Annotated in this window: 13 protein-coding genes; 11 read left to right on the top strand and 2 right to left on the bottom strand. The window is 69.3% G+C overall.

Annotated elements, in window-relative coordinates:
* Positions 1-17: 17 nt before the first annotated feature.
* On the bottom strand, positions 18-506 hold the full coding sequence (locus tag AB0M73_RS02950) for a hypothetical protein (protein WP_363886065.1): 489 nt from the start codon (positions 504-506) through the stop codon (positions 18-20).
* Between the two features lie 188 nt (positions 507-694).
* Positions 695-1,546, bottom strand: a complete 852-nt coding sequence (locus tag AB0M73_RS02945; RefSeq protein WP_363886063.1) for a DUF1996 domain-containing protein — start codon at positions 1,544-1,546, stop codon at positions 695-697.
* Positions 1,547-1,747: 201 nt separating this feature from the next.
* Between AB0M73_RS02945 and AB0M73_RS02940 the strand changes: the two genes are divergently transcribed.
* The 11 genes from AB0M73_RS02940 to AB0M73_RS02890 all read left to right on the top strand — a co-directional run bounded on the left by AB0M73_RS02940 (position 1,748) and on the right by AB0M73_RS02890 (position 13,738).
* Complete coding sequence (locus AB0M73_RS02940) at positions 1,748-2,560, top strand: ABC transporter permease (protein WP_363886061.1); 813 nt, start codon at positions 1,748-1,750, stop codon at positions 2,558-2,560.
* Positions 2,561-2,595: 35 nt separating this feature from the next.
* A complete protein-coding gene (locus AB0M73_RS02935) occupies positions 2,596-3,594 on the top strand; it encodes an ABC transporter substrate-binding protein (protein WP_363886058.1) in 999 nt (332 codons plus the stop codon).
* Complete coding sequence (locus AB0M73_RS02930; protein ID WP_363886056.1) at positions 3,591-4,355, top strand: ABC transporter ATP-binding protein; 765 nt, start codon at positions 3,591-3,593, stop codon at positions 4,353-4,355. The genes AB0M73_RS02935 and AB0M73_RS02930 overlap by 4 nt, the downstream gene beginning before the upstream one ends.
* Positions 4,352-5,404 (top strand): LacI family DNA-binding transcriptional regulator, encoded by a 1,053-nt coding sequence (locus AB0M73_RS02925; protein WP_363886054.1) that lies wholly within the window; start codon positions 4,352-4,354, stop codon positions 5,402-5,404. Before AB0M73_RS02930 ends, AB0M73_RS02925 begins: the two co-directional genes overlap by 4 nt.
* Positions 5,401-6,579, top strand: a complete 1,179-nt coding sequence (locus AB0M73_RS02920) for an enolase C-terminal domain-like protein (protein ID WP_363886052.1) — start codon at positions 5,401-5,403, stop codon at positions 6,577-6,579. Before AB0M73_RS02925 ends, AB0M73_RS02920 begins: the two co-directional genes overlap by 4 nt.
* Positions 6,576-7,598 (top strand): helix-turn-helix domain-containing protein, encoded by a 1,023-nt coding sequence (locus AB0M73_RS02915; RefSeq protein ID WP_363886050.1) that lies wholly within the window; start codon positions 6,576-6,578, stop codon positions 7,596-7,598. Before AB0M73_RS02920 ends, AB0M73_RS02915 begins: the two co-directional genes overlap by 4 nt.
* A 36-nt stretch (positions 7,599-7,634) precedes the next feature.
* A complete protein-coding gene (locus tag AB0M73_RS02910; RefSeq protein WP_363886047.1) occupies positions 7,635-8,645 on the top strand; it encodes a sugar phosphate isomerase/epimerase family protein in 1,011 nt (336 codons plus the stop codon).
* A 175-nt stretch (positions 8,646-8,820) separates the two neighbouring features.
* A complete protein-coding gene (locus AB0M73_RS02905; RefSeq protein ID WP_363886045.1) occupies positions 8,821-9,492 on the top strand; it encodes a response regulator transcription factor in 672 nt (223 codons plus the stop codon).
* The gene (locus AB0M73_RS02900; protein ID WP_363886043.1) at positions 9,489-10,853 is read left to right on the top strand and encodes a HAMP domain-containing sensor histidine kinase; all 1,365 of its coding nucleotides are present in this window, start codon (positions 9,489-9,491) and stop codon (positions 10,851-10,853) included. The genes AB0M73_RS02905 and AB0M73_RS02900 overlap by 4 nt, the downstream gene beginning before the upstream one ends.
* Positions 10,854-11,729: 876 nt before the next feature.
* A complete protein-coding gene (locus tag AB0M73_RS02895; protein ID WP_363886041.1) occupies positions 11,730-12,236 on the top strand; it encodes an AAA family ATPase in 507 nt (168 codons plus the stop codon).
* A 224-nt stretch (positions 12,237-12,460) separates the two neighbouring features.
* Positions 12,461-13,738, top strand: coding sequence for a hypothetical protein (locus tag AB0M73_RS02890; protein WP_363886039.1), 1,278 nt, complete (start codon positions 12,461-12,463; stop codon positions 13,736-13,738).
* Positions 13,739-13,761 lie beyond the last annotated feature (23 nt).

The following is a 13,761-nucleotide window of genomic DNA, read 5'->3' as shown; positions in this document are numbered from 1 at the left end:
AGGCGGTTGCTCGACGGTCAATCCCCACTCCAGCAACCCATGATCACTGTGGCGATTGCGCGGGCGACCTCGGCCCGGGACACCGGCGGCCGGCCGAAGGGATCGGGCAGCGCGCCGGCATCGACGTGCAGCACCTTCGTGTCCTTCCGGACGAAAACGGACGCGCCGGGCACCGTGAACGCCGCGTCGCCAAGCCCGCTGACGGCCGTGTGCGGGTCCCGCGCCGAGTCGAGATAGGCCGCCGCCGCCGCGACGTCCGGGAACTCCTTGACCGACAGCACAAACGATCCCGACGGATACGAGTAACGACAGCTGTAGGTGTCGTCGGCCCACAGCGGCGCCACCGGCTGGTTCACGGTGACCCCGATTCTGATCGCGATGTCGTTCTGCGCCTCCTGCTCGCAGACCATTCGCGTGGCCTGCGACGGAACCTCGGTTCTCGCGGAGCAGCCGGCCAGCAGCAGCGTCGCCGCGAGAAGAGCAGGCCGAAGCCGATGTGCGTCCATAGCGTTCGATTCTGGTCGGCTGACACGGCCGTCCGCGACATCTCCTTGTCATGACTGGATGTCATGTGCCGCGAGTCTCGAGACGACGCCCCGAGATCACCTGACGCGGCCGTGACGAGACAGTGCGCCAACGACAGGGAACGGGGGACGTGCCGGTGGGCACGTCCCCCGTTTCATGCGGACAGCGGTCACTGCACTCCGGTCGGTCGGCCGCAGTCCTTGCCGGCGTCCAGACACATCGTGACCAGGTGTTGCAGCTCATTGACGTCCCACGCGTTGAAGAAGTCGGCGTGCATGCTGTAGGTGCCCATGCCGGCCGAGGTCTTGAGCGCGGAGCCGTTGTTCGTCGGGTACTTGAACAGGATGCTCAGCATCGGGATCGGCACCGGGAACCCGCTCGGGCAGACGCCGTTGGTGCTGTAGGCGACATGACTGACGTGATCGGGGCTGTCCAGGTGCACACCGTCCCAGCAGTCCGCGAAGTCCACCCGCACGTGCAGCTGCTCGCCGGCCGCGCAGTTGGGCGCGGCCATCAGGGTGGGCGCGGTCGTCGAGCAGCCCCACAGGATGTCCCTGGCCTGCGAGGCGTTCATCGCCTTCGCGTTGCCGGCGATCTCCTTGAAGCCGAAGGGATAGGGCTTGACGTTCTTCTTGCCGTTGGTCAGGTAGTAGATCGTGTCGCTCGCCGTGTGCACCGGTGTGGCGCCGTTGTAGAGCGTCGGCGCCCAGTACGAGGCGAAGTCCAGGTTGTTGACGCAGTTGGTGCTGCCCGCGCGCAGGCTCTGCGCCGTCGAGTTGGCATTCGCCCCCGGATTGGACACGTAGTCGTGCATGTGCGGCGACGCGCCGGGCTGGTTCGGGAACAGGATGGCGTCGTCGGCGTTGGTGTGCGTGTAGCTGCACAGGTTTTCGAACTTGCCGGTGAACTGACCGCCGCCGACAGCCGACGCGCTCTGCAGGCCGAAGACGGTCGCGGCCGCGGCGACCGCGATCGCCGCGGCCGGCGCCAGGGCGCGCCGGAGCCTGATTCGTTTGGTCATTGTTTCCTCCCAGGGGATCGCCGACCACGGTAAGGCGGTGATCATGTGCCACCGGTGTGACCGCGATGTGAATCCCCACATCCGATGTGAGGATTCACATCGGATCCACACCGCGGTCACATCGGGCGGCCCTAGGCTGACGAGCGGAGGAAAACGCTTACCGAACGGAGGGCCATGGTCGAGCGGAGCGGAGCGGTCGCGATGGATTCCCCTTCCTCGCAGGGGCTCGCGACCACCGACGTGCTACAACGGGCGTGGCGGCCGGCGTCGTTGCTCGCCGGTGTCGTGATGCTCTGGTGGGCCGTCACCGCCATCGGCTTGGTGCCGGCCTATCTGGTGCCGTCGCCGTCGGCCACCATTGACTCCATTGTGGACAATCCCGGTTACTACTGGGAGAACACCATGGTCACCGGCTGGGAGACGCTGCTCGGTTTCGTGCTGGCCACGGCGATCGGCGTGCTGGCGGCGGCGGTGATGGTGCAGTCCCCCACCGTCGAGCGGACGCTGTACCCGCTGTTGCTGTTCGCGCAGGTGATCCCCAAGATCGCGGTGGCGCCGCTGTTCGTGGTGTGGCTGGGTTTCGGTCTCGCGCCGAAGATCGTCGTCGCGGTGCTGATGGCCTTCTTCCCGGTGGTGATCTCGATGGTCACCGGCCTGCGGTCGGTGGACCCGGAGATGCTGGAGCTGTCGGCGACGATGGGCGCCGGGCCGGCGCGCACCTTCCGCCGGATCCGCTTCCCCGCGTCGCTGCCGCACCTGTTCTCCGGGCTCAAGGTGGCGGCGACGATGGCCGTCACCGGCGCCGTCGTCGGCGAGTTCGTCGGCGCGAACACCGGCCTGGGCAACGTGATCCTCCAGGCCAACGGCAACGTGGACACGCCGACGCTGTTCGCGGGCCTACTTGTCATGTCGCTGCTCGGGGTGGCCCTGTTCGCCGGGGTGGAACTGCTGGAGCACATCCTGCTGCCCTGGCATGCCAGCCGCCGAGCCGGCCCGGTGACAGCTCTGCCGTGACAAACTCCCGAGCCGCGACCAGAGGGGCGTCAACGATGAAGCCACCCAGATCTGTCCTCTTCGGACTAATCGCGGTGCTGGCCGCGGTCACGGCCGGCTGCGCGCCAGGGGCCGGCGGCGCCGCGGCCGGTGACAAGGTCACGCTGCTGTTGAACTGGTATCCGTACGGGGAACACGCCCCCTTCTACTATGGCAAGCAGCAGGGCGTGTTCGCGAAGTACGGCATCGACCTGACGATCCAGCCCGGGCAGGGATCGGGCCGCACCGTGCAGGCGACGGCCGCCGGCCAGGCCGACTTCGGCTGGGCCGACACCCCCGCGCTGCTGTCGGCGGTCGACCAGGGTATGCACGTGGTGAGCACCGGCGTGTACCTGCAGACCACGCCGGCTTCCGTGCAGTTCTTCGGCGACAAGGGAATCAGGACGCCGGCCGACCTGAAGGGCCGGACGGTGGCCAGCACGGCCGGCGACGCGCTCAGCCGTACGTTCCCGATCTGGCTCAAGGCCAACGGGCTCAGCCCCGACGACGTCCAGCTGCAGAACACCGACGCCGCCGGCAAGATCGCCGCGGTCATCTCGGGCCGGACGGACGCGCTGCTGGGCAACGCGACCGACCAGGGCCCCACGGTCCAGGAGAAGGCCGGCCGGCCGGTCACCGCGATGCGGTTCGCCGACCATGGCCTGAACTTCTTCAGCGACGGGCTCATCACCGCGACCGGCAACCTCACCGCGAAGAAGGACCTCGTGAGCCGAATGGCCGAGGCCACCAGCCAAGCGTGGCAGCAGGCCGCGAAGGATCCGGACGCGGCGGTCGCGGCCATGCGCGGCGCCTCGGCCCAGCTGCCGTCCGCTGCCGTGCTGGCTCAGCAGTTCGCGGCGACGCTGACCCTGCTGCACACCGCTGCGACGAAGGACCTTCCGCCGGGCGTGGATGACGAATCCGATTGGCGCGCAACGATTTCCGTGCTCGCTACCGCCGGTCTGATCAAGGTCGCGCGGGCGCCGTCGGCCTACTGGGACGGAGGGCGGCCGTGATCGAGCTGGATCGTGTCACCGTGCGTTTCCACACTCGAACGACCTTGGTGTCGGCGCTGCACGAGGTCTCGCTGCGGATCGAAGCGGGCGAGTTCGCCGCCATCGTCGGCCCGTCCGGCTGTGGCAAGTCGACCGTGCTCAAGCTGGTGTCCGGGCTGCTCCATCCGTCGGCGGGCGCCGTGCGGCTCAAGGGGCGGACGGTGGACGGGCCGAGCGCGGACATCGGCTACGTGTTCCAGCGGGCGGCGCTGCTGGAGTGGCGGTCGGTCCGGCGCAACATCCTGCTGCAGGCGGAAATGCGGCGATTGCCGGCCGCCGACGCGCGCCGCCGGGCCGACGAGCTGATCGAGATGACCGGCCTGAGCGGTTTCGAGAACGCCTATCCACACGAGCTGTCCGGCGGCATGCAGCAGCGGGTCGCACTGTGCCGGGCGCTGCTGCACCGGCCGCCGGTGCTGCTGATGGACGAGCCTTTCGGCGCGCTCGACGCGCTGACGCGGGAACAGATGAACGTCGAGCTGCGGCGGATCTGGCAGGAGACCGACACGACCGTGCTGCTGGTGACGCACTCCATCGCCGAGGCCGCCTACCTGGCCGACCGGGTCGTCGTCATGACACCGCGCCCGGGGACCGTCGCCGAACTGATCGACGTCGGTCTGCCGGCGGTGCGCCAGTACGCGGCGACCATGTCGGAGCCTCGGTTCGCCAAGGTCACCGGCCGCATCAGGGATCTGCTCGGCGCCCGCGTGGCCCCCGAATGAGCGGCGGCAGCCATGTGACGTTGGAGGAGATCGCGCGGGCCGCCGAGGTGTCGGTCGCCACCGCGTCCCGCGTGCTCAGCGGCGGCCCCCGCTACGTCCGGCCGCAGCTGCGCGACCGGGTCGAGGCCGCCGCCGCCAAACTGGCGTACACACCCAACGCACACGCCCAGGCCTTGGCCGGCGGGGCGAGCCACACCGTCGGAGTGGTCTGCCACGACGTCAGCGACCCGTATTTCGCCGCAATAGTGCGGGGCGTGATGCAGGTGGCCGGCGACAACCGGCTGCTGGTCATGCTGGCGAGCACCTTCCGGGACGCCGAGCGGGAGATCGCCTACGTGTCGATGCTGCGCGCGCAGCGGGCCCGCGCCATCCTGCTGATCGGATCCGGCTTCCAGGACCGGGACTGGGAACGCGGGATGGCCGCCGAGCTGGAGCCCTACCTCGCCGGTGGTGGCCGGGTCGCGGCCGTCAGCCGGCACCCCAGCCTGCCGGTGGACTGCGTGCTGCCGGCCAACCGGTCCGGCGCGGCGGCGCTGGCCCGCGCGCTGGTCTCGATGGGCCACCGCCGGTTCGGCGTGCTGTCCGGGCCGCCGGTGCTGACCACGGTCGCGGACCGACTCACGGGCTTCCGCAACGGCCTGGCCTCGGCGGGAGTGGCGCTGGCCGACGTGGATATCGTGCACGGCCCGTTCACCCGGGACGGCGGCCACTCGGCGATGCGGGAGCTGATCTCCCGCGGCCTCAAGGCGACCTGCGTGTTCGCCGTCACCGACGTGATGGCGATCGGCGCGCTCGCGGCGCTGCGCGAGCACGGCATCGCGGTGCCGGGCGAGGTGTCGGTCGCGGGGTTCGACGACATCCCGATCGTGCGCGACCTGACGCCCGCGCTGACCACAGTCGCCCTGCCGCTGCTGCGGATCGGCGAGCGCGCGATGGAGCTGGCACTGACCGCGAGTCCCGGACCGCGCAGGCGGGTCTACCGAGCCGCAAGCGCCGTCGTCGTGCGGTCGAGCACAGCAGCTCCGTCGGGCAGGAGGGCAGACACGTGATCGCATCGGCCGACATGGTCACCGGGCTCATGATCGACAGGGTGGAGGTCTTCGCCGTCGCGCTGCCCACGCTGCGGTCCTTCGGCGTGGCCGGCGGCGCCATCGCGGTGGCCGGCCGGCCCAGCATCCGCATCCTGGTCAAGGTCAGCGCCGACGGCGTGAGCGGCTGGGGCGAGGCGACACCGGCGCCGGCCTGGACGTACGAGACCGCCGAGTCGATCGTCACCACCATCGACCGCTACCTGGCGCCGGCGGTGCTCGGCAAACCGTGCTGGGACCTGGACGGCGTGACCACGGCATTCGACCGGGCGATCAACCGCGGATTCAGCATCGGCGCGCCGCTGGCCAAGTGCGCGGTGGACGTCGCGCTCCACGACCTGCTCGGGCAGGCGCTGGGCGTGCCGGTCGGCGTGCTGTGGGGCCGGCGCCGGCGGTCGACGATCTCGCTGGCGTGGATCGTGTCCGGCCAGGGTCCCGCCGCTGTCGCCGAGTGCGTCGCGGAGGGCCGTGAACGGGGGCATCGGGCGTTCAAGGTCAAGATCGGCGCGCGGACCGAACGTGAGGACATCGCCGTCGTGAACGCGGTCCGCGCCGCCGCGGGCGACGCCGCGCTGTGGGTGGACGCCAACCAGGCCTACCACGTCGACGGCGCACTGCGGATGGCCGCCGCACTGTCCGAACTGGACGTGCTCGCCTTCGAACAGCCGTTGCCCGCGAACGACATCGTCGGCCTACGCCGGCTTCGAGACGCGTCACCGGTGCCGGTGGCGCTGGATGAGAGCCTGCGCCATCCCAGTGACCTGGCGACCTTCGTCCGGCTCGGCGCCGTCGATGTGGCGATCGCCAAGGTGCAGCGCACCGGCGGTCTGACGCTGTCCCGGCGGCTCTGCTCGCTGGCCGAGGACAGCGGCGTGCGTCTGATGGGTTCGGGCCTGACCGACTCCGACATCGGACTGGCCGCGTCGTTGCACCTGTTCGCCGCGTACGGCATCGACACGGCGGTCGACCTCAACGGGCGGCAGTTCGTCGACTCCGTCTACGCCACCCGCACCACCGTCACCGTTCGGGACGGCTACGCCGAGGTGCCCACCCGGCCGGGCCTCGGCGTCGAGGTGGACGAGTCGGTCGTGCGCAAGCTCGCTGTCGACGTGCTCGAACGGCGGGACGCCAGGTGATCGGTCACAGCGCCTTCCAACCGGTCCGGTTGCCGGACGCGGTCTGGTCGAGCCAGGACACCGTCGCCGTGCTGCGCGATCGACGCATCGGGCAGCTGTTCGTGCTGGCCAGGAGGCACGCGGGCGCGAGCCAGGCGCGCATCGCGGCGGCGACCGGCCTGAACCAGAGCGAGGTCAGCCGCATCCAGCGCGGCGATCGGAGGGTGGCCGGGATCGAGGTGCTCGAACGCATCGCCGACGGACTCGACATGCCGGACGCCGCCCGGCTCGCGCTCGGCCTCGCCCCCGTGTGCCGGCACCGGTACGGCTCCCCGGCGCACCTGCCACCGGCGCCGTCAGGGTTCGCCGGCCGGTCCGCCGAGCTGGCCTGGCTGGCCGAGCACGCCGCCGGCGGGCGGACACTGATCACCGGTCCGGACGGCGCCGGCAAGACCACGCTCGCGCTGGTCTGGTCGCACGCCGTCGCCCACTCCTTCCCCGACGGTCAGTTGTACGCCGACATGCGCGGATCCGGCCCTGACCCGGTGCATCCCGGCGACGCGCTGGCCGCGTGGCTCCGCGCGCTCGACCCGGACGAGGCCAGAATGCCGCCGACCGTCGAGGAACGCACCGCACGCTGTCGGACGCTGCTGGCCGGCCGACGAATGCTCATGCTGGTCGACGACGTCGCGTCCGGGACACAACTGCGCCCGCTGCTGCCCGGCGACGCCGGCTGCCTGCTCGTCGCCACCAGCCGGGACCGGGTCGACGACCTGGTCGTCCGGGACGGCGTGCCGGCCCTGCGGCTGACCGGCCTGACCACCGACGGCGCCGTGGAACTGCTCGCCCGCGTCGTCGGCAGGTCCCGGATCGAGGCCGAGCCCACCGCTGTTCGACGGCTGGTGGACCTCTGCGACCGAATCCCGCTACCGCTGCGCGAGGCCGCGGCACGGCTGGCCGAGCGCCCCGGACAGTCGGTGAGCTCGCTTGTGGCCGACTGGACCGCTACGACACCGCTGCGTGGCCCCAGAGTCGCGTGAACCGCCGCCGATCCCCCGAGAAGGAGAAGGAGTGACGTGAGAATCAGAACGATCGCAGCGCTCGTGCCGCTACTGGTGTCGGTGCTGCTGCCGGCGGCCGGGCGCCCCGGCCCGCAGTACTACTCCGGCGACTACAAGGTCAGCCTGGAACTCTACAGCTTCAACGTGAACCTGAACGCCTCGATCAAGGGCCGCAAGGGCGCGCCCCCGATCGACACCGTCTCCGCGATCAAGTGGGCCAAGTCGGCCGGCTTCGACGCCGTCGACGTCACCGCGTACTACCTGCCCGGCTATGACAACGACACGATGCCCACCGTGCCGACCACTCAGATCATGCAGTACGCGGCGCAGATCAAGGCGCTGACCAAGCAGTTGGGCATCGCCGTCAGCGGCACCGGTGTGTTCAACGACTTCGCCGACCCCGCACGGGCCGCCCTCGACGTCAAGCGCACCGAGTTCTGGATCGACGTGGCCGCCGCGATGGGTGCGCCGATCCTGCGTGTTTTCTCCGGTTCGGTGCCCGCCGACATCGGCAAGCTCGGCTGGGCCGGCGTCGCGCAGAGCCGCATGGTGCCGGCGCTGCAACAGGTGGCCGCGTACGGCGCGAGCAAGGGCGTCAAGATCGGGCTGCAGAACCACGGGGATATGACTGCCACGGCCGCCCAGACGATCCAGATCGACAAGTGGGTGAACAATCCGAACCTGGTGCTCATCGACGACACCGGCTATTTCCGCCCGTTCCAGGCCACCACCGGCGCGAACTACGACTGGTACACCGACATCGGGGCCGTCCTCCCGTACTCGGGCAGCATCTACACCAAGCTGAAGCCCGCCGGTGAGGACAGCTCGGCGCCGATGATGGACTTTGGAAAGCTTTTCACCGAGCTCAGGGCAAGTGGTTACCAGGGCGACATCCCGCTGGAACGGTTGTGGGCCAAGACCGATCCGGACAATCCGAAACAACAGAAGACACCGCCGTTCGCCGAGATCAGCGCCTTCCTCAAGCAGGTGCGGGCCGCGCTGGACCAGACCAAGGTCCAGCACTGAACCGGGGTGGGCGTCGATCGGCGGCTTTCGGCGTCCACCCCACCCATCTGGATCGAAGCAGTTGTTCGCCGATGTGAACACAGCAGATCTTCAGGGGATGTTGCACGTTTTTCCTTGACCGGGCGGGGTGTGGCTCGTACATCTGTTCTTCGCTGGGGAAAGGGTCGGTGACATCGTGCGGCTGCTGATAGTCGAGGATTCCGACGCCATGGCGAAGCTGCTCGGCAAGGGGTTCCGTGAGGAGGGCTACGCCGTCGACGTCGTGGACACCGGCGCCGACGCGCTGGCGGCGGCGACCGCCTGCGAGTACGACGCCCTGGTGCTCGACGTGGTGCTGCCCGATCTGGACGGCTTCGAGGTCTGCGCCAGGCTGCGCCGGTCCGGGAGGCAGGTGCCGGTGCTGATGCTCACCGGCCGCGACGCGGTGCGCGACCGCATCAAGGGCCTGGACGTCGGCGCCGACGACTACCTGTGCAAGCCGTTCAGCTTCGCCGAGCTGTGCGCCCGGGTCCGCGCGCTGATCCGCCGGGGCGGCACGCGCGACGACGTCGCCGCGCCGCTGGAGGCCGGTCCGCTGCGACTGGACCCGCTGTGCCGGCGGGTGTGGGCCGAAGCTGCCGAGATCGACCTGTCGACCACCGAGTTCGTGCTGCTGGAGCTGTTGATGCGCAATCCGGGCCGGGTGCTGAGCCGGTCGCGGATCCTGGACCACGTCTGGGGATTCCGCTATCCGGTCCGGTCCAACGTGGTCGACCAGTACGTGCGGTACCTGCGACACAAGGTGGGACAGGACCAGATCGAGACCGTCCGCGGCGTCGGCTACCGGTTCCGGGACCTGGCGTCGTGAACTGGCCGATCCGGCTGCGGCTGACCGTCACCTGGGTGGTGATGTCCACGGTCGTCACGGCAGTCGGCGCCCTGCTGTTCTGGGGCAGCGTCCAAAGTGGACTTGCGAACAACCGGGACGAGCATCTGCGGTCACGCACCGTCCGGTTGGCCGCGCAGGTCGGCCGGGACGGCGCCGACAGCGTGCATGCCAGGACGCCCACCGGAGCCGACGGCCTGGTCGAGCTGATCGGCCCGGACGGGCAGGTCGCCAGGTCCTCGCCCGACCTGCCGGAAAGCCGCCTGCTGGACGACGGCGCACTGGCCTCCGCCAGTAGGACCGCTGGCTTCTTCACGGTGGGCGCCGGCCCCGACTACCGCCTCTACGCCGCGCCCGCGCCGACGCCGGCCGGCACCTGGGTTGTCATCACGGCGACGCCGCTGCAGAGGCAGAACGAGCTGTCCGCGGCGGTGACCCGGACACTGGTGATCGCGGCCGGGCTCGCCGTCGTCATCGGCAGCGTCGGGGCGTGGTTGCTGGCCGGCGCCTCCTTGCGGCCGGTGGAGCGGCTGCGGCGGGATGTCGCCACGATCTCGGAGACCGATCCCTCGGGATCGGTGCACGTGCCGGCCACCCGGGACGAGTTGGCGACGCTGGCCGTGACGATGAACGACCTGCTCGCCAGAATCGCGGGCGGGTTGGCCCGGCAGCGGCAGTTCGTCGCCGACGCCTCGCACGAGGTCCGAACGCCGCTCGCGAACCTGCGGACCACGCTGGAGCTGGCCGGGATGCCCGGTCGCGGCCTTGACGACGTCGTCGAGGCCGTGCGGCTGGGCGAGGCGGAGGTCATTCGGCTGGCGCGCATCGTTGACGACATGCTGGTGTTGGCCGCGGCTGACGACGCCGTGCCCCTCGAACGCATGCCGCGGCAACCGATCCGGCCGATGTTGGAGGCCACGATCCGGGCCGCCGCGCCGGCCGCCGAAGCCGCCGGCGTCGAACTGCGGGCACAGGCGCGGACCGGCCTGACGGCGGCCTGTCACGGTGGTCGGCTCCGACAGGTGCTGGACAACCTGCTGAGCAACGCTCTCCGCCATGCGCCTGCCGGTTCACAGGTCCTACTGGCGGCGTACGAGGACGGCTCGGATCTGGTGCTCGAGGCCATCGACGACGGACCCGGATTCCCCGTCGGGTTCGCGGAACACGCGTTCGACCGCTTCCGCCGCGCGGACAACGGAAACGGCGGAACTGGCTTGGGCCTGGCCGTGGTGAGGGCCATCGCCGAGGCTCACGGCGGGACCGCGAGCGCGGAGAACCGGCCGACCGGAGGCGCCGTCGTCCGGGTCCGAATTCCCCTTCACACCAACGCGCCGGGCGGTTGACGGGCGCGTCACCCAGGCATGTGTCGGGCGCGCGGTTGTGCCAAGAACGCGCACGCGTCTGCCGGCGTGTTGGACAGTGGCGAGGATGTACTGGCGTGCGCCGGTCAGCGTGACGGTCTCGATGAAGTCCATCGCCAGGACCGCCTCGGCCTGGGAGCGCAGGAACCCGGCCCACGCGACGGTCGTCCGGCTCGGAGCTGAATCGACACCGGCCGCTTGAGCATTTCCCACACGGTAGGCGGCGGACCGAGGCCACGGTGCGCGGACGCCCAGGCCTTCGGCGCCGGGGCGTGGCGACGCTTCACCATGTCACGATGCCACCGCAGCACCGTGTCCGGGCTGACCAGCAGTCGGAGTCGGCACAGAGTTGCGCGGGCCTGCGGTGTAAGGAAAGCGGCAATGAACGCTCTGTCCTCGGGTCGGAGTTGTGGGCGTTGGTCGTCGAGTTGTCGTTGTAAGACGGTGAGTTGGTGGCGAGGATCTCGATGTCCTTCTCGCGGTCGGTCATCGGTAGTAGCCGTAGCGCGGCGAAGGCGTGGGTGACGGCGAGGTGAGCGAGGCGGACCGGCACGGGTCGCGATCATGTCCGGCGACTGCCAGCCACCCACCGAGGTACGCGACCTGCGCGGACTTACTTTTCGGCACGCACACGCTGCCCAGCGCGACCAGATGGCTGCGCCACAACGTCAAGGGCCGCCGACCAGACAGCCGTCCACTTCATCCATTCCGCATTATTCGCTGACCAGGCATGCTTTATCGCGGATTCTTCGAGGCTTGTTACGTCCCGCCGCCGATTCCAGCCTACCGGATGACATCGCGGTAACGAATCCATTCGTCGCGCGACGCTCAGATGTTCTCTTCGGGAAGAGGGTGGGGATGGACGGACACGAGCGCGATGAGGACAACCTGTTGCTGTCCGAGGTGTTCGCCCTGTTGGCACAGAACGACGACCTGCCGGAGCAGGCGCAGTACGTCGTGCTCGCGGCGTTCGAGGACGAGGCGGCCATCGCGGAGGCGTTGGGTGGCCAGGCGACGCCGGCCAAGCCGAGCGCCCGGGAGATCACGCCCGTGGAGGAGCCCGTCGGCGCCTTTCTGAAGTCGATCTCGGTGTGCGGTTTTCGGGGTATCGGTTCGCGTGTCGACCTCGAACTCCACCCGGCCGTCGGCCTGACCGTGGTCGCCGGCCGCAACGGGTCGGGCAAATCCAGCTTCAGCGAGGCGCTGGAATTCGCGATCACCGGAAACACCTATCGCTGGTCGGGGAAGAAGTCCCTGACCACGTGGACCGAGCACTGGCGCAATCTCCACAACGGCGTGCCCTGCGAGGTCGTCGTCGAACTGGCAGAGGAAGACGTCGGCATCACCAAGGTCGGTGTGACCTGAAGTCGGGATCGCTAGTCTCAGCTGGGAACAGGCAGCCAAGACCTACCGACCGATTCTGTCCTACGACGAACTCGGCGGACTGCTGGAGGCTACGCCCAGCACCCTGTTCGACCGGCTCGACGCCATCCTCGGACTCGACCGCTTTCAAGCAGGCCCAGGAATCCCTTACAGCGGCGGTCAAGGTGCTGCGGGAACCCGACACCGCGGCGAAGGCAGCTGCGACAATGCTGAAGAAGGACCTCGCCGCGGTCGAGGATGAACGCGCCGTCCGCGCGCTGACCGTCCTGCGAAAGCACGTGCCGAACCTCGACGAGATGCAGGCGCTGGCCACGGGCACCGCCGTGCAACCACCCGCCGAACTGTCCGCGTTGAGGGCACTCACCGAACTGCGCGCACCTGCCTCCGATGCCGTGACGATCCCATTGACACGGCTACAGCAAGCTCGGGACGGCTACCACGCCGCCGGCACGGTCACGATCGAACAGGCCGAGCGTCGAGCCGATCTGCTCCAGCGGGCCCTGGAATTTCATCAGCATGCGGACGACGGCAAGTGCCCGGTCTGCGGAATCGGCGACCTCGATGCTGCCTGGCAGCAACGAGCCGAACAAGAAGTCGCTGCCGAACGCGAGGAGATCAGCCGCCGACGGCGGGCACGGCAGGAGTTGGACGACGCGAGTGGCCAGGCGATGGCCTTGATCCGTTCGGTCCGGGAGCCCGCCGCACCGCAGTGCGCCATCACCGCCTGCCCGGCCGCCGAGGTTGCCTGGCGGCGATGGCAGGACCTGTCCGCCGATCCCGCCTCGCTGATCGAGCACCTGCCGGCCGCCCGCGACGATCTCGCAGACGCGTTCGACGCCGTGAGCAAGGAAGCCGAGCACCTGCTGGCCGAGCGTGAAGACGCCTGGGCACCGCTGGCCGTCCGCCTGGCCGAGTGGGTGAGTCTGGCCAGGAAAGCAGCGGTGGCCAAACCCGTGGTCAGCTTGGGCGTCGTGGCCCTCAACTTCATGACCGAGGCCGGTAAGACGTTGCGGCAGAAGCGGTTGGCCGAAGTCGAGCAGCGCGCACGACAGATCTGGGCCGCGCTCCGCCAGGACAGCAACGTCGATCTCGGCGGCATCGAGTTGACCGGCACGGGCACCAGACGCCACGTCGAACTGCACGCCGCAGTCGACGGCTCCGACGCCAAAGCCCTCGGCGTGATGAGCCAGGGGCAGACGGTGAAGCGTTGGGGAGCACGGCGCGGAGCAATTGGGGAGCAAACATATGCCCTGAACGGTCTTCAAGTGCGCACAACGACTCTAAAACGGACCCGCGCTGACCTGCGGAAGTTACGTTTCCGCAGGTCAGCGCATTATGGCGTCCTTGGTTCACACCGAAGAGGTCACAGGTTCGATCCCAGTATCGCCCACACTGTATTTTTGCCTGGTCAGACGGCTGTCGCTGATCTTCATCGACAGGCCGTTTCTGATTGTGGGGAGCAAATGGGGAGCACGGCCCCTTGACCACTTCCGCGATTCCGGAGAGT

Origin of the sequence: Kutzneria sp. NPDC051319 (genome assembly GCF_040682195.1) — a bacterium.
GTDB lineage: Bacteria > Actinomycetota > Actinomycetes > Mycobacteriales > Pseudonocardiaceae > Kutzneria.
Note: the sequence above shows the minus strand (reverse complement) of the source record. Positions and strands in the feature narration are given on the sequence as shown.